Origin of the sequence: Kribbella sp. DT2 (assembly GCF_049844575.1) — a bacterium.
Classification (GTDB): Bacteria; Actinomycetota; Actinomycetes; order Propionibacteriales; family Kribbellaceae; genus Kribbella.
The window spans coordinates 260,118-279,018 of sequence record NZ_JBNCLH010000006.1 but is presented as its reverse complement, the minus strand read 5'-3'; the positions used below and the strand labels follow the sequence as shown (position 1 = coordinate 279,018).

Genomic DNA, 18,901 nt, shown 5'->3' with positions numbered 1-18,901 from the left:
CGGCAACCGGGACCACGGTGGTCCCGGAAATGAAACGTCCGCTGTTCCCGAAGAGCCGCCGCTTCGGGGCAGATAGCGATTTCCCATGGATTCTCACGCCTTGGAACGCAGCTGGGACCAGGTCACCGAGCACGGCGAACAGGTCCCGCTGTACTTCTACTCGCACCTGTTCGTGTCTCATCCCGAGGTGCGGGCGATGTTCCCGCTGTCGATGGCCCACCAGCGCGACAAGTTCGTCGGCGCGCTCGGCCGGATCGTCAGCCACGCCGACCGGATCGAGAACGACGCGGCCTTCCTGCAGCACCTCGGCCGCGACCACCGCAAGTACGCCGTACTCGCGGAGCACTACAACGCGGTCGGGGCCTCGCTCTGCGCGACCCTGATGCACTTCCTCGGGCCCGAGTGGGACGAGGAGCTCGCCGCACACTGGACGGCGGCGTACCAGGTGGTCGCGCGGATCATGGTCGAGGCGGCGGAGACGTCGTCCGAGTCCAGCCCCGACTGGTGGGACGCCGACGTGATCTCGGCCGAGCGGCGGACCATGGATCTCACGCTGCTGACGGTCCGTCCGCGGCGCGCGTTCCAGTTCCGCCCCGGCCAGTCGATCTCGATGGAGATTCCGCAACGGCCCCGGCAGTGGCGCTACTTCAGCCCGGCCAACGCCCCACGGGCGGACGGCTCGATCGACCTGCACGTGCAGCAGATCGACGGCGGGCAGGTGAGCCCTACCGTCGTACGGTCGTTGAAGGCCGGTGACACCGTGAAGCTCGGGGCGCCAGTCGGCGAGCGTCTGACCTTGCGGGACGGTACGGCGAGGGAGTTGCTACTGGTCGCCGGTGGGACTGGCCTGGCTCCCCTGCTGGCCGTTCTCGAGCAGATCGACAGCGACTGGCAGCGGTCAGGCACCGGGCCGCTGGTCCACCTGCTGCACGGCGTACGGATGCCCTGGCATCTCTACGACCGTCCACGGCTGCGGCAGCTCGCCGAGACCCGGCCGTGGTTCGAGTACACCGAGGTCGTGTCCGACGACCCGTCCTATCCCGGGACTCGCGGAAAGGTCGGCACCGTTGCTGCCCGCCAGGCGCTGCACGGGCGGACCGCGATGGTGTGTGGCGGCCCGCAGATGGTCGCGCACACCCTCGAGCGCCTGGCCGCCGCCGGCATGAGTCCCGAGCACATCAAGTACGAGCACTTCTACTACGCGGCCGCGGGCGAACATGCCGTCGGGCCACCGCTACCAGGGCAGGAGACCCCCAGTGAGGACCAGCAAACACCGTCACGGCTCCCCACAGCAGACGGCTCGGTCGATCCGGGACGAGACGTTCCAGAAACGGCTCCGTGGGCTCGACGCGAGCGAGGTCTACGGGTACCTCGATCGGCTGGCTGACCAGCTGCAGGCGATGGACCGGGAGCTCGGCGAGACCCGGTCCCGCAACGAGCGCCTCCAGGCCGAGCTGCAGCGCGTGCAGGGCGAGCTCGACCAGTACGAGGGGGCCGGCGACCGGGTGAACGAGCAGGTGGTCCACATGTTCAGCCAGGCCCAGCTCGTCGTCGAGGAGATGGTCAACGACGTCAGCCGCGACGCCCGCGAGCGGATCGGCCAGGCCCGCGAGCACGAGCGCCGGATCGTCGCCGAGGCGATGGACACCGCCGGGCAGCAGGTGCGCACGTACGCGCAGACCGCCCAGGCGCAGATGCAGTCGATCGTGAGCTCGTTCGCCACCGAGGTCGAGCACCTCGGCGCCGGGGTCCAGCCCGCGAAGCCGGACCCGGCCACGTTCTTCGACGACCCCAAGGGCTCGCACACCCGTACGCCGAACGGGCGCGCTCCGGGATCCCGGGGCTAGGACCGGACCATGAGACCCGCACAGCACCGTCCCCTGGTGGTTCTCCTGCTGGCGATCCTCGGCCTCCTCCAGGTCGGCGACCGGCCGTGGCACAAGGCCCCACGAGGTGGCCGGCGGGCTTCGCCGGGACCCGGCAGAGTCCAGGCGAGGCCGACTCATCCCGTACGACGGCCGGATGCCGAGCCGCCACCGCCTCCCGCCCCAGCTCCTGGTCAGGCTCGTTGTCCGGCTCATGGTCAACCCCCTGCTCCGGCTCCCGCTTCGGCTTCCGTTCCGGCTTTGCGCGGTCCGGAGACCGACGACGTACGCGCCGCGGCCGAGGAGTTCCTGGAGCTCTTCGCCGCCGAGAACCCGCGGGCCGACCGGATCGGCCCGCGGATCGTCGCGGTGATGCGCGAGATCGACCTGACCGGGACCTACTGGCACACCCCCGAGGAGCTGGCGTTCGGCGCGCGCGTCGCGTGGCGCAACAACGCGCGCTGCATCGGGCGGCTGTACTGGCGCAGCCTGCAGGTGCGCGACCTGCGGACGGTCGGCGACGCGAGCGGCGTCGCCGGGCACTGCTTCGACCACCTGCGCGTCGCGCACAACGGCGGCAAGATCCGCCCGATGATCAGCATCTTCGCCCCCGAGACGCCGCAGCGGCCCGCGCCCCGGATCTGGAACGAGCAACTCATCCGGTACGCCGGCTACGACCAGCCCGACGGGAGCGTGCTCGGGGATCCGCGCTACGAATCGTTCACCAGCGAGCTCGTACGGCGTGGCTGGAAGCCGCCTTCGGACCCGGGAGCTTTCGACGTACTCCCCCTCGTCGTCGAAACGGTCGACGAGGGACCCCGGATGTTCCAGCTGCCCGCGCGATCGGTCCACGAGGTCCCGCTCGAGCATCCCGAGCTGAAGTGGTTCGCCGATCTCGGGCTGCGCTGGCACGCCGTACCGGTGATCAGCAACAACCGGCTGCTCATCGGTGGCGTCTCCTACCCGGCCGCGCCGTTCAACGGGTGGTACATGGGGACGGAGATCGGTGCGCGCAACCTCGGCGACGACGACCGGTACGCGCTGGTTCCGGAGGTCGCGCAGCGGTTGGGGCTCGACACGTCGAACGAGGCGAGCCTGTGGCGTGACCGGGCGCTGGTGGAGCTCAATCGCGCCGTACTGCACTCGTTCCGGGCGCAGGGGGTGACGATCACCGACCACCACACCGAGTCGCGCCGGTTCCTCGTTCACGTCGAGCGGGAGGAGAAGGCCGGGCGCAGCTGCCCGGCCGACTGGAGCTGGATCGTGCCGCCGATGTCCGGGTCGCTGACGCCGGTCTTCCACCGCCACTACGACACCGAGGAGCTGGTGCCGAACTTCTTCGCCGATCCTGACGCCGCGTCCCGCGGGCTGCGGGGGTGTCCGGCCGCGTTCCGGTGAGCTGTGGCCCCGAGCTCCTGACAATTTCCCGGACACCTGTCGAACGCTGCCAAGCGCGTTCGTAGCTAGGGCAAGAGACCGGCAACGGGCCGGTCGGTCCTGGGAGCACCCTCGTGGAATCCACCGCACGCACCATCTGCCGGCGACTGCTGGAACCGATCCACCAGGTCGCGTACCAGTCCGACGAGCCCACCAACGAGCTCCACGCCCTCGGCTACGAGGACTACTGGCCCGGCTACTTCGCCGCCCGCGCCGCACCCCTGGGCCGCGCCCCCGCCCGAGGTAGTCGACGCCGTCTTCTACAACTTCGCCCCAGGCGAGATCGCCGCCCACATCCCCGCCATCTGGACCATCGCCACCCCCGAGGCAGTCCTCGCCGCCCACCGCTCCGGCTGCACCCAAGCCCTCCACCGAATCCTCGGCCCGCTAGCCGACTCCCCCGAACTCTCCCGAGCCGCCGACCTATCCCTCCGAGCAGCCCTGAACGCCCCCACCCCCGGCCGCCCCCTCTACGCCGCCCTCCGCTCCCGCCCCGTCCCCGAGGCCCCCGTCCCCCGCCTCTACCACGCCGCCACCCTCCTCCGAGAACACCGAGGCGACAGCCACACAACCGCCCTGATCGCCGCATCAATCGGCGGCCAAGAATCCCACGCCTTAGCCGCCCTAGCTGCCAACATGACCTTCAAGGCCTACGGCCGCCTGTCCCCTCTAACCCCCACCCAACTGGCAAAGGTCCTAACCGGCCTGCACACCAGAGGCCTAATAACCCCCACCCCATCCCTAACCCCTGCAGGCCGCACCCTGAAAACCCAGATCGAGTCCCTCACCGACACCCTCGCCGCCCCGGCATACGAAATCCTCACCCCGGCCGAAACCAGCCAACTCCAAGCCGACCTCACCCCCATCGCAGCAACCATCAAGTCAGTCGGCTACTAGCCAACAACCGAACCCGACGAACAGAAGGACGCCGCCCGCGCAACGAGCGACGCCCTTCGAGGGCCCTCGACCAGGAAACGATGGTCAAGAACTTCACTTCTTGTTCGCGGCCGTGCCTAGTAGCAGGGGATGTAAACCGTGTCCGACTGAGCGATGGTTACGCCGTTGATCCGGATCTGGGTGTAGAAGCCACCGTTGCCCAGGCAGGTCCCGGTGGCGGCGAGTCGTCCGTAGGCGAAGGTCTGCTCGCGGGAGGCGACCAGCTGGTCGAAGAACCCGTTCTCGCGGTAGACCGTCACGACCACGCTCGCGTTCCCGCAAGAGTCACCAGAGCGCTGCACCTCACCGGTCACAAATCCTCGGCCGGTGCCGGTCTTGTAGGGCTTCCAGGCGGCGTTGTCGCAGGCCTGAACTCCGGTGGTGGCGGCCTGCGCGGTCGTGGTGATGCCTGCTGTCATGAGTGCAATACCGACTGCTGCCGCTGCCGCGACCTTCGTCTGAATTCGCATGAATCTCCTTTGTCATCCTTCGGGAGTGCTGAGAATCGTTCTCGCTCTGAGACCCTACGAGCGCTGCCGGGGCGCCTGGCAGGCTTCTAGGCACTCCCGAATGGCCTATGAAAGACAGGCCGGAAAAGGTACTATCCGCCCGGCGCGGTACGCCCCGCGCCAACCTGGCCCCAGATCGCCGGTCTCATCCACCACCAGCACCGCGCCGGGATCGCCAAGGTGATCCACGACGTAGGTGCGCAGGTCATCACGCATCGCACCGACGTCCCAGACCGCACGGGCAACAGATTCTGCATCACGTCCGGCCAGCCTCACCGGCATGCTCGGCGATCGTCCAACAGCTCGCCCGCGGCATTCCCGCCAACAACCCCAGCATGAACAACCGGACCCGCTTACCCAGATCACGAGCTACCAGGGTTCGACGACAATCAGCGTTTGCCGATGTCTCGCGACGCTGTGACGGGGTAGGTAGTTGCCTAGAGCAACCTATACTTAGAACGGTTGCGGCGCCTGACCCGACGAAGATTTCGGCACAACTGCCGGTCATCGTCGGACTCGGCGGCGACTGCGCTCAGGGTCAGAGTTCGTGGCGAGCTGCGCCCCGGCGCAGAGGTCGCCCCCGGTGCGGCTTGGCCGCAGGCTAGTAAGCCGAGACTCACTTATTGTTGGGGGCGACGCCGAGGGGATGATGCATGTCCGACCAAATCGACAGTCCACGTCTGCAGAAACTCGATCCGGCCGGAACCGACGAGTTCTGGGCCGCCGTCGCCGAGCAAGGTGCGCCATTGGTGGAGCCTGTGCTGGGTGACAACCAGCATGTCTGGCTGACTTTTCTCTACCGGTCGGGCGAGCCCGTTACCGGCGTCTCGGTGTTCGGCGGCCCAGCAGGATGGGAGGCACCAGACAATCAGATGCACCACTTGGACAGCACCGACGTCTGGTACCTCACCTACCGGGTCCGCGCCGATCTGCGCTGCACCTACCGGCTGGCGGTCGATGACGTGGAAGGTGCGGCCGTCAAGTCAGAGGACTGGCAGGAAAGTACGGCGCACTGGTTCGCCGATCCACTCAACCCTGCGACATTCGTCTATCCCGAGGACGAATTCCTTGGCACTCACGAGACCGTGGTGTCATTGATCGAGCTACCCGCCGCGCCCGCGCAGCCGTGGCTGACCCCGCGTTCCGACGGCAAGCCCGGCGAGCTCGTCCAGCATCTGCACCGTAGTGAGATCCTCGACAACGAGCGCCGCGTCTGGGTCTACACCCCACCCGGTTATCAACCGGACGACGAGCCGTATCCGCTCCTCGTGCTCTTCGACGGCGACGTCGTAGCCGGCCCGATGCCGTTCCCCACGATCCTGGACAACCTGATCGACGACGGCCGCATCCCGCCGATGCTGGCCGTCCTCGTCGACAGCCTGACCCAGGAAGTCCGCAACCGCGAACTCCCCTGCGGCAGACCCTTCCTGGAGTACCTGACCGACGAACTGTTGCCCTGGGCCCGCGAGCGGTACCGGATCACGACCGATCCCGCGCGCACGATCGTGGCGGGTCAGAGCCATGGCGGTCAGGCCGCCGCGTTCGCGGCGCTCAATCGCCCGGAGGTCTTCGGCGCCGTGATTTCGCAGTCGGGATCGTTCTGGTGGAGCCCCGCCGACGACCACGAACACGAGTGGCTGACCCGCCGGTATGCCGAGACCGAGCGACTGCCCGTGCGGTTCTACCTCGAGGCCGGCCTGCTGGAACGCGGTCAAACCCCCGACCACGGCCCATCCATCCTGGTCGCGAACCGCCATCTGAGAACCATCCTGCGCAGCAAGGGCTATGAGGTGGCGTACACGGAGTTCAACGGCGGACATGACTACGCATGCTGGCGCGGCTCACTCGCCGACGCTTTAGCCACTGTTACCGCCCACCGCGCTCTAGGTCCTTCAGACCCTCGAATTGGCCTCTGACCTGCGGAAACGCTATCGAATCCGCATGCCCGAGATCGCGCGGGAGATGACCAGCCGCTGGATCTCTGAGGTGCCCTCGAAGATGGTGTAGATCTTGGCGTCTCGGTGCATGCGTTCTACGGGGTACTCGCGGGTGTAGCCGTTGCCGCCGAGGATTTGGATGGCTTCTTCGGTGACCTTGACCGCGACCTCGCCGGCTTTGAGTTTGGCCATGGAGCCTTCGCCGTGGCGGTAGTCGGGGGTTTCGCCTCGCATCAACGCCGAGGACATGTTGGCGGCTCGCCAGACGAGGAGCCTTGCGGCGTCGATCTCCAGGGCCATGTCGGCGAGTTTGAAGGCGATGCCCTGGTTGTCGATGATCGGGCGGCCGAACTGTTCGCGGCCCTTGGCGTAGTCGAGGGCGAACTCGTACGCCGCGCGGGCGATGCCGATGGCCTGGGCGCCGACGATGTGGCGGGTCATCTCGAAGGTGGCCATGGAGGCGTTGGGGGCCTGGGCTGCCGCGGGGTCGCGGGGTTCGCGGGCCTTGGCGAGGCGGGCGTCGAGCTTCTCCTTGCCGCCGAGGACGTTCGCGGCGGGGATGCGGACGTTGTCGAAGAAGACGTCCGCGGTGTGGGAGGCGCGCAGGCCGTGCTTCTTGAGTTTGGTGCCCTGCTCCAGGCCGGTCACTTCAGACTTGGGGACCACGAAGGCCGCCTGACCTTTGGTGCCCAAGGCGGGATCGACCGTGGCGACGACGACGTGGATGTCGGCGATGCCGCCGTTCGTCGCCCACGCCTTCTGCCCGTTCAGCACCCACTCGTCGGTCTTCTCGTCGTACGTCGCCCGCGTGCGGATCGCGGACACGTCGGAGCCCGCGCCGGGCTCCGACGAGCAGAACGCGGCCACCTGTACGTCGTCCGCCGTGCCGTAGCAGCGCGGGAGCCACTGGCTCCACTGGTCCGGCGTACCGTTCGAGAAGATCGCGGACGACGCGAGGCCGGTGCCCACCAGGGACATGCCGATGCCGGCGTCACCCCAGAACAGTTCTTCCTGGACCAGCGGCATCAGCAGGCCGGACGGGTCGATGAACAGGTTGATGCTCGCCTCGAGCCCGTACAGGCCGATCTTCGCGGCCTCCTGGATCACCGGCCACGGGGTCTCCTCGCGCTCGTCCCACTCGGACGCGGCGGGGCGGATCACGTCGGCGGCGAAGGTGTGCGCCCAGTCGCGGAGCTCGCGCTGGTCGTCGTTGATCGCCAGCGAGAAGCTGCTCCAGCCCGGCTGGGCCCGCTCGGCGCCGAGCTCGCCGGCCAGGGACATCACGTCCGCGGAGACAGTCGGCTTGGGGTCGGTCATGGTCATCCAGTCCTCCGAGGAGCGCACAGGGGAGCGCGAAACAGGGTCCAAGAACAGCACAGCGATCAGGCGGTACGACGGACAGCGAAATGCATTCACCAGCGATGTTACCCACGAGTGTAACCGTCGTTTGCACCAGGGGGCACCCCTGCGACTAAGATCGGTCCATGAGCTCCGCGCTGCTCGCGATCGGACGCCGCCGCACCACGGCGGAGCGTCGTCGCGACCGGGAGCGGGACATCATCCGCTGCACCCGCGAGCTGTTCGACGAACGCGGCACGATCGACGCCCAGATCGACGACATCGCCAAGCGGGTCGGCATCAACAAGGCGCTGATCTACCGCCACTTCGCCGGCAAGGAAGAGCTGTTCGCGCTCACCCTGGTCGACTACCTGGGCGAGCTCGACGCCCGCCTCGAAGCCGTCGACGGCCCACGCCGTACGCCGATGAACCGGCTGCGTGCGCTCAGCGAGGTGTTCGTCGACTTCTGCCTGGAGTACCAGGCCTTCGCGGACTGCGCGATGAGCCTGCTCCGCAGGACCGGTGACGAGCTGTTCGGAGAGATCACCGAGCCGGTAATGGTCAAGCTCGGTACGGCGATGGGCAGCGCCCTCGGGCGGATCGCGACGATTCTGCGCGCCGGGCAGCAGGCGGGCGTGTTCGACGACGTCGATGCCGACTACCTGGCCAACCACCTGTACACCCAGACCCTCGGGTCGCTGCACATGGCGCGGATGGGGCTGATCGTGTCCGCCGCGCAGCCCGGCCACCCGGTCGTGCACCAGGCCGACATCGCCACCGTCCGTGAGACCGCGATCACCGCGACCCTCGCCACGGCGGTCGGACGCCAGGCCCTCGGCGCCCGGACGGCCTCCACCCGCCGAGCCGCCGACGCCAAGGTGCCCAAGGCAACGACCAGGGCAACGACCACAGCACCCAAGACTTCCGCCAAGCCCTCCACGGCATCCGCCGGCCGCACTTCCAGCAGCACAGGAGAACCCAAGTGACCGAACCCCGCAAGGTGGCTGTTGTCGCCGGCAACCGTATCCCGTTCGCCCGCCAGGACAAGAACTACCGGCACGCGTCGAACTCGGACATGCTCACCGCCGCTCTCAACGGGCTGGTCGACCGGACCGGCCTCGGCGGTCAGGAGCTCGGCGAGGTGGTCGCCGGCGCCGTGCTCAAGCACGCCCGCGACTGGAACATGGTCCGCGAGGTCGTACTCGGTTCGAAGCTGGCCGCGACCACTCCGGCGTACGACCTGCAGCAGGCCTGCGGGACCGGGCTCGAGGCGGCGATCCTGGTCGGCAACAAGATCGCGCTCGGCCAGATCGAGGCCGGTGTCGCGGGCGGTGTGGACACCGCGTCCGACGCGCCGATCGCGGTGAACGACAAGCTCCGCCAGATCCTGCTCGACCTCAACCGGGCCAAGTCGACGCAGGACAGGCTCAAGGTGCTCGCACGGGTCCGCCCGAAGGATGTCGTCCCGGAGATCCCGCGCAACGCCGAGCCGCGGACCCGCAAGTCGATGGGCGAGCACGCCGCGCTGACCGCGCTCGAGTGGGGTGTCACCCGCGAGGCGCAGGACGAGCTGGCGTACCGCTCGCACGTCAACCTGGCGGCGTCGTACGACCGTGGTTTCCACGACGACCTGATCACGCCGTACCTGGGTCTGGACAAGGACCAGAACCTGCGGCCCGACACGACGCTCGAGAAGCTGGCCAAGCTCAGGACCGTGTACGGCAAGGGCGAGACCGCGACGATGACCGCGGGCAACTCGACGCCGCTGACCGACGGTGCGTCGGCCGTGCTGCTGTCGACCGACGAGTGGGCCGCCGAGCACGGCCTGCGTCCGCTGGCGTACCTCACCCACGCGCAGACCGCCGCGGTCGACTACGTGAAGGGCGCGGAGGGCCTGCTGATGGCCCCCGCGTACGCCGTACCGAAGATGCTCGCGCGGGCCGGACTGACCCTGCAGGACTTCGACTACTACGAGATCCACGAGGCGTTCGCGTCGCAGGTGCTGGCGACGCTGAAGGCGTGGGAGGACCCGATCTTCTGCAAGGAACGGCTCGGCCTGGACGCACCGCTCGGCGAGATCGACCGCGCCAAGCTGAACGTCAACGGCAGCTCGCTGGCCGCCGGTCACCCGTTCGCCGCGACCGGCGGACGGATCGTGGCCGCGCTGGCCAAGCAGCTGGACGAGAACGGCGGCGGCCGCGGCCTGATCTCGATCTGCGCCGCCGGTGGCCAGGGCGTCGTCGCCATCCTCGAGAAGTAGGAGCCTGAAGATGACGGATCGCTACCAGACCTTCACCCGGACGCCGCTCGGCAAGGCCCTGGTCAAGAACCTCGGCCTGCCCGACCCGACGCCGCTCCCCCGCTGGCGCGACGGCGCGCCGGTGATCGACGGGCCGGTCGTCTTCGGCTCGATCGGCGAGACCGACACCGGTAAGGCCATCCAGGCCCTGCTGCGCGACGTCGGCGCGAACTTCAGTACGGCGGCCGAAGGTGTCGCCTCCAGCGAGCTGCGCCCCAAAGCGCTCGTCTTCGACGCGACCGGTGCCGCCGACGCGGCGGAGCTCAGCTCGCTGCAGCGCTTCTTCTCGCCGGTGATCCGCCAGCTCGGCGCGGCCGGGCGCGTGATCGTCGTCGGCCGGACGCCGGAGCTCGCCGCGTCGCCCGAGCAGCAGATCGCCCAGCGCGCGCTGGAGGGCTTCACGCGCTCGCTCGGCAAGGAGGTCAAGCGCGGCGCCACGGTCAACCTCGTGTACGTCGCCCCCGACGCGCACGACCAGCTCGAGTCGACGCTGCGGTTCTTCCTGTCGCCCAAGTCGGCGTACGTCGACGGCCAGGTCGCCCGGATCGGGACCGGTCCGCTGGTCGCGACCGACCCGACGCAGCCGCTGGCCGGCAAGGTCGCGCTGGTGACCGGCGCCGCGCGCGGGATCGGTGCTGCGATCGCCGACACGCTGGCCCGCGACGGCGCGACCGTCATCGGCGTCGACGTACCGCAGAACGCGAACGACCTGCGCAAGGTGATCTCGAAGGTCGGCGGCAGCGAACTGCTGCTCGACGTGACCGCGATCGACGCGGCCCAGCGGATCGCGGCGCACGCCGAGGAGCACCACGGCGGGCTCGACATCGTCGTGCACAACGCCGGCATCACCCGGGACAAGCGGCTCGCGAACATGCGGACCGAGACCTGGGAAGCCGTGCTGGACGTCAACCTGCGCGCGCCCGAGCGGATCACGGCGCACCTGCTGGAGTCGGGCGCGCTGCGCGACGGCGGCTCGGTGATCGGCGTGTCCTCGATCGCGGGCATCGCGGGCAACAACGGGCAGACCAACTACGCGACCTCCAAGGCCGGCGTGATCGGGCTCGTCCAGGCGTACGCGCCGAAGCTCGCCGAGCGGCAGATCCGGATCAACGCGGTCGCGCCGGGGTTCATCGAGACCGAGATGACCGCGCGGGTGCCGTTCGCGATCCGCGAGGTCGGCCGGCGGATCAACTCGCTGCAGCAGGGTGGGCAGCCGGTCGACGTCGCGGAGACGATCGCCTGGTTCGCGGACCCGGCGTCGGCGGGTGTCACCGGGAACGTCGTCCGCGTGTGCGGTCAGAGCATGCTGGGGGCCTGACATGCCGACACGCCGGTACGACGACTCGCCGGGACTCGGGTCGCTGTACGCCCGGACCGTGAAGGCGACGATCCGCAAGGCCGAGTACGAGCCGGACGTCGACGGGCTGACGCTCGAACTGCCGGAGGTGGTGGTCGATCAGGACCACCTGGCGTCGTACCGGGAAGTGACCGGATTCGCGGCAGGGCCGACCTTGCCCGTCACCTATCCGCACGTGCTGGCGTTCCCTTTGCACCTGGATCTGATGTCGGACCCGTCGTTCCCGTACAAGCCGATGGGGATCGTGCACCTGTCGAACACGATCACCCAGTACCGGCCGATTCCGTTGCACGCCGATCTGGCGATCACGGTGCACAGTGGGCCGGAGCGGGCGCACCCGAAGGGGACGGTATTCGACGTACTGAGTGAGGTGCGGGTCTTCGGCGAGCTGGTGTGGACGGACTCGACGACCCTGCTGAGCCGGTCGGCGGGCGATGCTTCGGCGCATGCTTCGCTGCTGACGGACCCTGAGCTCGACGGGGTCGCCTGGTGGGACCTGCGGGGGAACCTCGGGCGGCGCTACGCGGCGGCGTCCGGCGACCGGAACCCGATTCACCTGTTCAAGTTGTCGGCTCAGGCGTTCGGGTTTCCGCGGCAGATCGCGCACGGGATGTGGGCGAAAGCGGCGGCGTTGGCCTCGATCGACCGGGCTCTGGGGTTGCCGGACGCGTACGAGGTCCGGGTCGACTTCCGGAAGCCGCTGCTGCTACCGACGCGGGTGCAGTTCGGCTACACGCGCAGTGACTCGGTGACGGATTTCGCCCTGTACGACGAGAAGCACGACCTGACGCACCTCATCGGGCAGCTCACCGAACGCTGAGGCAGTCAGTTCTCCGGGCCGGGGACCGACAGCGGGTTGAAGCCGTACGGGAGCTCCAGGCGGTGGGCTGCCATCAGGGCCGGGTCGGCGAGCAGGTCTCGGGTCTTGCCGTCGGCGGCGATGCGGCCGGCGTCCATCAGGAGGCTGCGTTCGCAGATCTGCAGGGCGTACGGGAGGTCGTGGGTGATCATCAGGAGGGTGACGTCCAGCGACGACAGGATGTCGGCGAGTTCCCGGCGGCTGGCGGGGTCGAGGTTGCTGGAGGGCTCGTCGAGGACCAGGACCTCGGGGCGCATCGCCAGGACCGTGGCGACGGCGACGCGGCGGCGTTGGCCGTAGGAGAGGTGGTGCGGGGCTACGTCGGCGTGGTCCTGCATGCCGACCTGGACCAGCGCCTCCTGGACCCGTTCGTCGAGGTCGGCGCCGCGCAGGCCGAGGTTCGCGGGGCCGAAGGCGACGTCGTCGCGGACCGTGGGCATGAAGAGCTGGTCGTCGGGGTCCTGGAAGACCAGCCCGACCTTCCGGCGTACCTCTGGAAGGTGCTCGCGGTGCAGGTCGCTGCCGCCGATCTGGATGCGGCCGCTGCCCGTGCCGCCGGCGACCGCGCCAAGGATGCCGTTGAGGTGCAGGACGAGCGTGGTCTTGCCGGCGCCGTTCGGCCCGAGCAGGGCGACGCGCTCACCGCGTTCGATGGTGAAGTCGACGCCGAACAGCGCCTGCCGGCCGTCGGGGTAGGCGAACACCAGACGCTCGACGTGGATCGAAGGGCTGCTCACAAGCCAGCCACCCTAGCCGTCACCGCGACGGCGATCGCCGCCAGGGACACCACCAGCCCGGTCAGCCATTGCGTCCGATCGGCGCCGCGCACGGACAGCAGCGGCATCCGTCCGGTGTACCCGCGCGACTGCATCGCCAGGTGAACGCGCTCCCCACGCTCGAAGCTGCGAACGAACAGCGCCCCCACTCCCCCGGCGACGGCCCGCAGGTGCCCCACCCGGCCGCCGGTGTACCCGCGAGACTCCCGCGCGATCCGCATCCGCTGCAGGTCGTCCGACACGACGCTCAAGTACCGAACCATGAACGACAAGATCGCCACCAGCGTCGACGGCACTCGCAGCCGTTCGAGCCCGGCCAGCAGGTCCCGAGGCCCGGTCGACGCCGACAGCACGATCGCGGCAATCACCCCGAGCGTCCCCTTCGCCAGCACGTTCCACGCCCCGAGCACCCCGGAGGACGACAGCGAAACCCCCAGTACGTCGACCCGCGGCCCGGTCGCGACGAACGGCAGCAGCACGGCGAACACGATGAACGGCGTCTCGACCGCCAACCGCCGCAGAACCGTTGCGGCAGGCAACCGAGCGAGCGCCACGCACCCGACGATCAGTACGGCGTACAGCGCGAAGGCCCAGAAGATCGCGGCCGGCGTCGACACCACCGCGAGCACGAACAGCAGCAGCGCGACGATCTTCACCTGGGCCGGCAACCGGTGCACCAGGCTCCCGGTCGGCACCAGCAGACCGTCTCCACTCACGAGCGCGTCAGACCGTCGTGTCGGCGTTGGCCCGCGCCGAGCGCAGCGACGCGATCTTCGCGACCAGCAACCCGACACCGATCGTCACCAGGACGCCGATGATGCCCGCCAGCGCCCCCGAGACGTGGCTGTTCCCGATCCCGCTCACCCCGTAGTCGGCCAGCGGGCTACCAGCAACAGCCGACGACTTAGCCGCACTCTCGAACCCGAGTTTCGCCCCCACGAACTCCAACCCGTCCGGGTGCGCGCTCGCGAACAGACTCACCACCCCGGCGACGAGCAGCGTCACCGCAACCCCGACGCCCAGCGAACGCCCGGCCGGCCGGACCGCGATCGGGCGGTCCGGCGAGACCGTCGAGGTGTTGCCGTCGGCATCGACCAGCACGAGGTCCGGCTGCAGGTGCCGCGCGGCGTAGACGAGGTCCGGCCGGGTCGCGACGACCGCGCTCAGCACGGCCGCGGTAATCACCGCCTCCCCGATCCCGACGAGCACGTGCCAGCCGACCATCGCCGTCGCCAGCTTGCCGAGCGGGATGTCGACCGCGCCGCCCACGGCGTACAGGCCGGTGAAGCAGAGCGCGGCGACAGGCACCGACACCAAAGCACCGACAGCAGTCGCCGGTACGACGCTGCCGACCCGCTTGGGCAGGACCTGGATCAGCGCCCGGGTGACGAAGTACCCGACGAGGACCGTGATCAGGCCCATCAGCGTGATGTTCGTCCCGAGTGCGGTCAGCCCGCCGTCGGCGAACAGCAGCCCCTGCACCAGCAGCACCGTCGACATCACCAGCACCGCGGTCCACGGCCCGACCAGCGCGGCAGCGAGCGCGCCACCGAGCAGGTGACCGCTCGTCCCGGCGCCGACCGGGAAGTTCACCATCTGGACGGCGAACACGAAGGCGGCGGTGAGCCCCGCCAGCGCCGGCCCGGTCTCCTTGATCTCCCGGTTGGCGCGCTGGAGGCTGATGCCGACGGCACCGGCCGCGATCAGTCCGGTCGCGATCGAGGTCGGCGCGTCGAAGAATCCGTCAGGGACATGCATGCCCCCATTCTTGATCCAGTTGCGACCGGATCGCAACAAGAGCCGCCCGGCGTTCGTCAGAGGTTCTTCAAGGCCTCGCCGTAGGCGCGGTGGAACGTCGGGTACGCGAGGATCATCTGCTGCAGCTCCTTGACCGGTACGGCGGCGTGCACGGCGACCGCGAGCCCGCTCAGCACCTCGCCCCCGACCGGCCCCGCGCTGGTCGCACCGACCAGCACTCCCCGCGACGCGTCCATCACGACCTTGATGAACCCCTCGTTGCCCGCCTTGTGGATCCAGCCGCGGGTCGAGTACGGGATCGGCGTGCTCCCGACCCGGACGTCGAGGCCTTGATCACGCGCCTGCTGCTCGGTCAGCCCGACCGCGCCGATCTCGGGATCGGTGAACGTGACCCGTGGCATCGCGTGGTAGCTCGCCCGCGGAGCGTCGTCAGCGCCGAGGATGTCGAGCACCGCGATGTTCGCCTGGTACATCGCGTTGTGCGTGAACGCCCCGACCCCGGTGACGTCGCCGACCGCCCACACGTTGCTCGCGGCCCGCACGTGCTCGTCGACGGCAACGAACCGCGCCGCCGGGTCGATGCCGACCGCATCGAGCCCGAGCTCGCGGACGTCGGTCCGCCGGCCTGTTGCCACCAGCAACTTCTCGCCGGTGACCTCGGAACCGTCGCTCAGCCGCACGGTGAAGGCCTCGTCGTACGACACCGCTTCGGCCCGGACTCCGACCCGGAACGTGACCCCATCCCGCTCGAGCGCCTCCTGCGCCAGCGCGCTCGACTCCGGCTCCTCCAGCGCCAGCACTCGCTCACCGGTCTCGACCACCGTCACCGCGACCCCGAACCGCGCGAACACCTGCGCGAGCTCCAGCCCGATCGCGCCGGCACCGAGCACCACGATCGTCGCCGGCAGGGTGCCGGCCTCGATCGCCTCGTGGTTCGTCCAGTACGGCGTACCGGCCAGCCCTTCGATCGGCGGCACCACCGGCACGGTGCCGGTCGCGATCACGATGCCCTTCGACGCCTCGAACGTCCGGTCGCCGGCCTGCACCGTGCCGGGAGCGACGACCGAAGCGCGCTCCCGCAGGAACGTGACGCCCTTGCCCACCAGCCGGTCGACCGCGACCTGATCGTTCCAGTGGTCGGTCGCCTCCTCGCGGATCCGCCGCGCGACCGGCGCCCAGTCCGGCTCGACCGTCGCGCGACCGGCCATCCCGTCGACCCGCCGCGTCTCCGCGATCAGGTTGGACGCCCGGATCATCATCTTGCTCGGGATGCAGCCCCAGTACGGGCACTCGCCGCCGACCAGCCGCGGGTCCACGCCCACCACGTTCAGGCCGGCCTGGGCCAGTCGCCCGGCCGTCTCCTCGCCGCCCACGCCGAGCCCGATCACGACCACGTCCACCTGTTCAGCCATGCGGCCAAATCTCGCAGAACCACGCGCCCCGGCCAAGCGTCCGGGCCGACGCGCAAACGGTCACCACAGCGTCAGCAATCGTTCACCCACGCTCCGTACCGTTCAGGCTCTGGAGGGGGCATGGCCTTGGCAGTCGACTTTTCCGGTCTCGGGGACATCAATCTCGAGACCGTGATCGCCGCGATCGCTCTGATCAGTACGGCGATCGCCTGGACGGTGGACCGGTACTTCCTGCGCCGCAAACGACTCGTCTACCGGGTCCAGGTGGACGCCCCGATCGGGGTCTTCCCGAGCTCGCACATGGTCGACGTCGAGGTCCGGCACCAGGGCGACGTGGTCGAGGAACCGAGTGTCGTGCTGCTGCGGGTCGACAACGCCGGCGGGATGGACATCGAGCCGCACCACATGCACGAGAAGGTGTCGTTCGCCTTTCCCGACCGGACGATCGTCGGGCTGGAGGTGACCGAGGCCGAGCCCGAGGCACTCGGCGAGATGCTGCAGCGCCAGCTCGACTCGGAGAAGTTCGTCGACACCAGCCGGCTGGTGATCCCGCGGATGGCGATCAACCGCGGCGACAGCTTCAAGTTCCTGCTCGTGCTGAGCGGGCGCGGCGACGGCGTCACCCACTCCGGCTACCTTGCGGGTGGGTCGGCCGGCGGCGGGGTCTACCACGAGCCGCGGCCGCGCGGACCGGGCCGGCGGACGCTGATCTTCGGCGCGCTGTCGCTGGTCCTGGTGGGCGCGCTGGTCGCGCTGTTCCTGGTCGACGTACTGCAGCCGCCGGACAACTGCGCGGCCGGGCAGGTGCGGGTCGTCGGATCGACAGCGGTCGAGCCGACGGTCAAGGAGGTGCGCAGCGCGTACGTCGCCGAGTGCACGCAGGCCGACATCACGATCGCGGCGAGCGGGAGTCGCAGCGGGACGCGGTTGCTCGCCGACACCGGGAAGAAGGACCCGGCCGCGGCGGAGAAGCTGATCGCGCTCTCCGACGGTCCCGCCGAGGAGGCCTCCGAGTTGCAGAGCCGGCCGATCGCGGTCGTCGTCTTCGCGGTCGTGGTGAACCGGACGACCGACGTGAGCACGCTGACCATTAACCAGCTCCGCGACATCTACGCGGGCCGGCTGACCAACTGGAAGCAGCTCGGCGGCCGCGACCTGCCGATCAGGATGGTGAGCCGCGTCGGGCCGGACTCCGGGTCGCGGCGGACGTTCCGCGAGAAGGTGTTGGCCGGGGACCAGGAGCTCGGCATCACGTCCGACGACTGCCGGACCAAGGACGACGCGGTCGCGCGGCAGACGCGGTGCGAGGTCGGTACGACGGAGGAGCTGCTCAGCCGGGTCGCCGACATCGACGGCGCGATCGGGTACGCCGAGATCGGCGGCTCCCGCAAGTACCCGACGCTGACGCCGGTCGCGATCGACGGCGTCGTACCCGCGACCAACAGCGTGTCCGACCGGACGTACCGGTTCTGGGAGGTCGAGCACGCCTACACGGCCGCGCCGCCGAAGCCCGACTCGCTGCAGGACGCGTTCCTCGACTACCTCACGTCGGACCAGGCCAAGCCGATCCTGGCCCGCGACGGACTCGTCCCGTGCGGTGACCTTCCGGGAGACTTCTGCGGCTAATCTGGCAGGCCAACCGAGGAGGCCGCCGTGACCGTGATCGCCCACCTGAGTGATCCCCACCTGGACGGGACGACCGAGGCGCGCGACCGGCTGCGCCGCGTCACGTCGTACCTGCTGGCTTTCGGGCGGCCGGTCGACGTCGTCCTGGTCACCGGCGATCTCGCCGACCACGGCACCGAGTACGCCGAGGTCGCCGCCGAACTGGCCGCCTTCGGCGAGCTCCCGGTGCTCGTCCTGCCCGGCAACCACGACGTCCGCGCCGCCTTCCGGACCGGGCTCACGGCGTACGTCGTACCGGCGACTGGTGGCGAGGACCCGGTGCACCAGGTGCGCGACATCGCCGGCGCGCGCTTCGTCCTGCTCGACACGACCGTCCCCGGCGAGGACCACGGCCATCTCAGCGCCGACTCCCTCGACTGGCTCGACACCACCCTCGCCGAGCCCTACGACGGCCCGGTCTTCATCGCCTTCCACCACCCGCCGGTCGGCCTGCAGCACCCGACGATGGACCAGTGGCTGCTCCGCGACCCGGGCCAGTTCGCCGCCGTCCTCCGCCGCCACCCGGTCACCGCGCTGCTCGCCGGCCACCTGCACAACGGCATCAGTACGACGTACGCCGGCCTCCCGCTGCTCCTTGCCCCCGGCATCCGTTCCACCATCCCGCTCACCTTCGAGCCCTCGACCGGCAGCCTCGTCGACCTGACCGCGCCACCGGGACTCGCCCTCCACGTCCACACCGCCGACGCACCCGTGTTCACCAAGTTCGTGCACCTGTCCTGAACATCCGCTAAG

Annotated in this window: 18 protein-coding genes and 1 pseudogene; 12 read left to right on the top strand and 7 right to left on the bottom strand. The window is 69.4% G+C overall.

Annotation, left to right across the window (positions count from 1 at the left end; genetic code table 11):
• The first annotated feature begins 85 nt into the window (after positions 1-85).
• The 5 genes and pseudogenes from ACLQ2O_RS25885 to ACLQ2O_RS25865 all read left to right on the top strand — a co-directional run bounded on the left by ACLQ2O_RS25885 (position 86) and on the right by ACLQ2O_RS25865 (position 4,199).
• Complete coding sequence (locus tag ACLQ2O_RS25885) at positions 86-1,387, top strand: globin domain-containing protein (protein WP_425835786.1); 1,302 nt, start codon at positions 86-88, stop codon at positions 1,385-1,387.
• Positions 1,308-1,847, top strand: a complete 540-nt coding sequence (locus ACLQ2O_RS25880; protein WP_425836509.1) for a DivIVA domain-containing protein — start codon at positions 1,308-1,310, stop codon at positions 1,845-1,847. Before ACLQ2O_RS25885 ends, ACLQ2O_RS25880 begins: the two co-directional genes overlap by 80 nt.
• A gap of 279 nt (positions 1,848-2,126) precedes the next feature.
• The gene (locus ACLQ2O_RS25875) at positions 2,127-3,263 is read left to right on the top strand and encodes a nitric oxide synthase oxygenase (RefSeq protein WP_425835784.1); all 1,137 of its coding nucleotides are present in this window, start codon (positions 2,127-2,129) and stop codon (positions 3,261-3,263) included.
• A gap of 113 nt (positions 3,264-3,376) precedes the next feature.
• Positions 3,377-3,481, top strand: a pseudogene (locus tag ACLQ2O_RS25870) (MarR family transcriptional regulator); the annotation flags it as partial.
• 103 nt (positions 3,482-3,584) lie between these two features.
• Complete coding sequence (locus ACLQ2O_RS25865; protein ID WP_425836505.1) at positions 3,585-4,199, top strand: SCO6745 family protein; 615 nt, start codon at positions 3,585-3,587, stop codon at positions 4,197-4,199.
• Positions 4,200-4,315: 116 nt separating this feature from the next.
• Here ACLQ2O_RS25865 and ACLQ2O_RS25860 read toward each other — a convergent pair whose 3' ends face one another.
• Together ACLQ2O_RS25860 and ACLQ2O_RS25855 are read right to left on the bottom strand one after the other, a co-directional pair.
• On the bottom strand, positions 4,316-4,708 hold the full coding sequence (locus ACLQ2O_RS25860) for a hypothetical protein (protein WP_425835782.1): 393 nt from the start codon (positions 4,706-4,708) through the stop codon (positions 4,316-4,318).
• Between the two features lie 105 nt (positions 4,709-4,813).
• A complete protein-coding gene (locus ACLQ2O_RS25855) occupies positions 4,814-5,029 on the bottom strand; it encodes a hypothetical protein (protein WP_425835780.1) in 216 nt (71 codons plus the stop codon).
• A 371-nt stretch (positions 5,030-5,400) separates the two neighbouring features.
• Between ACLQ2O_RS25855 and fes the strand changes: the two genes are divergently transcribed.
• Positions 5,401-6,663 carry an enterochelin esterase gene (gene fes / locus ACLQ2O_RS25850; RefSeq protein ID WP_425835778.1) on the top strand — a complete coding sequence of 421 codons (1,263 nt, stop codon included), beginning with the start codon at positions 5,401-5,403 and terminating at the stop codon, positions 6,661-6,663.
• Positions 6,664-6,675: 12 nt separating this feature from the next.
• On the opposite strand, the gene ACLQ2O_RS25845 is transcribed toward fes, so the two are convergent.
• The gene (locus ACLQ2O_RS25845) at positions 6,676-8,007 is read right to left on the bottom strand and encodes an acyl-CoA dehydrogenase family protein (protein WP_425835776.1); all 1,332 of its coding nucleotides are present in this window, start codon (positions 8,005-8,007) and stop codon (positions 6,676-6,678) included.
• A 161-nt stretch (positions 8,008-8,168) separates the two neighbouring features.
• Between ACLQ2O_RS25845 and ACLQ2O_RS25840 the strand changes: the two genes are divergently transcribed.
• The 4 genes from ACLQ2O_RS25840 to ACLQ2O_RS25825 are packed head-to-tail and all read left to right on the top strand — an operon-like array spanning position 8,169 to position 12,498.
• Positions 8,169-9,008, top strand: a complete 840-nt coding sequence (locus ACLQ2O_RS25840; RefSeq protein WP_425835774.1) for a TetR/AcrR family transcriptional regulator — start codon at positions 8,169-8,171, stop codon at positions 9,006-9,008.
• Positions 9,005-10,282, top strand: coding sequence for an acetyl-CoA C-acetyltransferase (locus ACLQ2O_RS25835; RefSeq protein ID WP_425835772.1), 1,278 nt, complete (start codon positions 9,005-9,007; stop codon positions 10,280-10,282). The genes ACLQ2O_RS25840 and ACLQ2O_RS25835 overlap by 4 nt, the downstream gene beginning before the upstream one ends.
• A 10-nt stretch (positions 10,283-10,292) precedes the next feature.
• Positions 10,293-11,639, top strand: coding sequence for a 3-oxoacyl-ACP reductase (locus ACLQ2O_RS25830; protein WP_425835770.1), 1,347 nt, complete (start codon positions 10,293-10,295; stop codon positions 11,637-11,639).
• Between the two features lies 1 nt (position 11,640).
• Positions 11,641-12,498 carry a MaoC/PaaZ C-terminal domain-containing protein gene (locus ACLQ2O_RS25825; protein WP_425835768.1) on the top strand — a complete coding sequence of 286 codons (858 nt, stop codon included), beginning with the start codon at positions 11,641-11,643 and terminating at the stop codon, positions 12,496-12,498.
• Between the two features lie 5 nt (positions 12,499-12,503).
• On the opposite strand, the gene ACLQ2O_RS25820 is transcribed toward ACLQ2O_RS25825, so the two are convergent.
• The 4 genes from ACLQ2O_RS25820 to ACLQ2O_RS25805 are packed head-to-tail and all read right to left on the bottom strand — an operon-like array spanning position 12,504 to position 16,483.
• The gene (locus tag ACLQ2O_RS25820) at positions 12,504-13,274 is read right to left on the bottom strand and encodes an energy-coupling factor ABC transporter ATP-binding protein (protein ID WP_425835766.1); all 771 of its coding nucleotides are present in this window, start codon (positions 13,272-13,274) and stop codon (positions 12,504-12,506) included.
• On the bottom strand, positions 13,271-14,008 hold the full coding sequence (gene cbiQ, locus ACLQ2O_RS25815) for a cobalt ECF transporter T component CbiQ (RefSeq protein ID WP_425835764.1): 738 nt from the start codon (positions 14,006-14,008) through the stop codon (positions 13,271-13,273). The genes ACLQ2O_RS25820 and cbiQ overlap by 4 nt, the downstream gene beginning before the upstream one ends.
• A 28-nt stretch (positions 14,009-14,036) precedes the next feature.
• Positions 14,037-15,071, bottom strand: a complete 1,035-nt coding sequence (locus tag ACLQ2O_RS25810; RefSeq protein WP_425835762.1) for an energy-coupling factor ABC transporter permease — start codon at positions 15,069-15,071, stop codon at positions 14,037-14,039.
• A 56-nt stretch (positions 15,072-15,127) separates the two neighbouring features.
• Positions 15,128-16,483 (bottom strand): dihydrolipoyl dehydrogenase family protein, encoded by a 1,356-nt coding sequence (locus ACLQ2O_RS25805; protein ID WP_425835760.1) that lies wholly within the window; start codon positions 16,481-16,483, stop codon positions 15,128-15,130.
• 120 nt (positions 16,484-16,603) lie between these two features.
• Here ACLQ2O_RS25805 and ACLQ2O_RS25800 point away from each other — a divergent pair, with 120 nt between their 5' ends.
• Positions 16,604-18,109, top strand: coding sequence for a substrate-binding domain-containing protein (locus tag ACLQ2O_RS25800; RefSeq protein ID WP_425835758.1), 1,506 nt, complete (start codon positions 16,604-16,606; stop codon positions 18,107-18,109).
• A 27-nt stretch (positions 18,110-18,136) separates the two neighbouring features.
• Positions 18,137-18,889: a metallophosphoesterase gene (locus ACLQ2O_RS25795; protein WP_425835756.1), complete on the top strand. Its 753-nt coding sequence runs from the start codon at positions 18,137-18,139 to the stop codon at positions 18,887-18,889.
• The last annotated feature ends 12 nt before the right edge of the window (positions 18,890-18,901 follow it).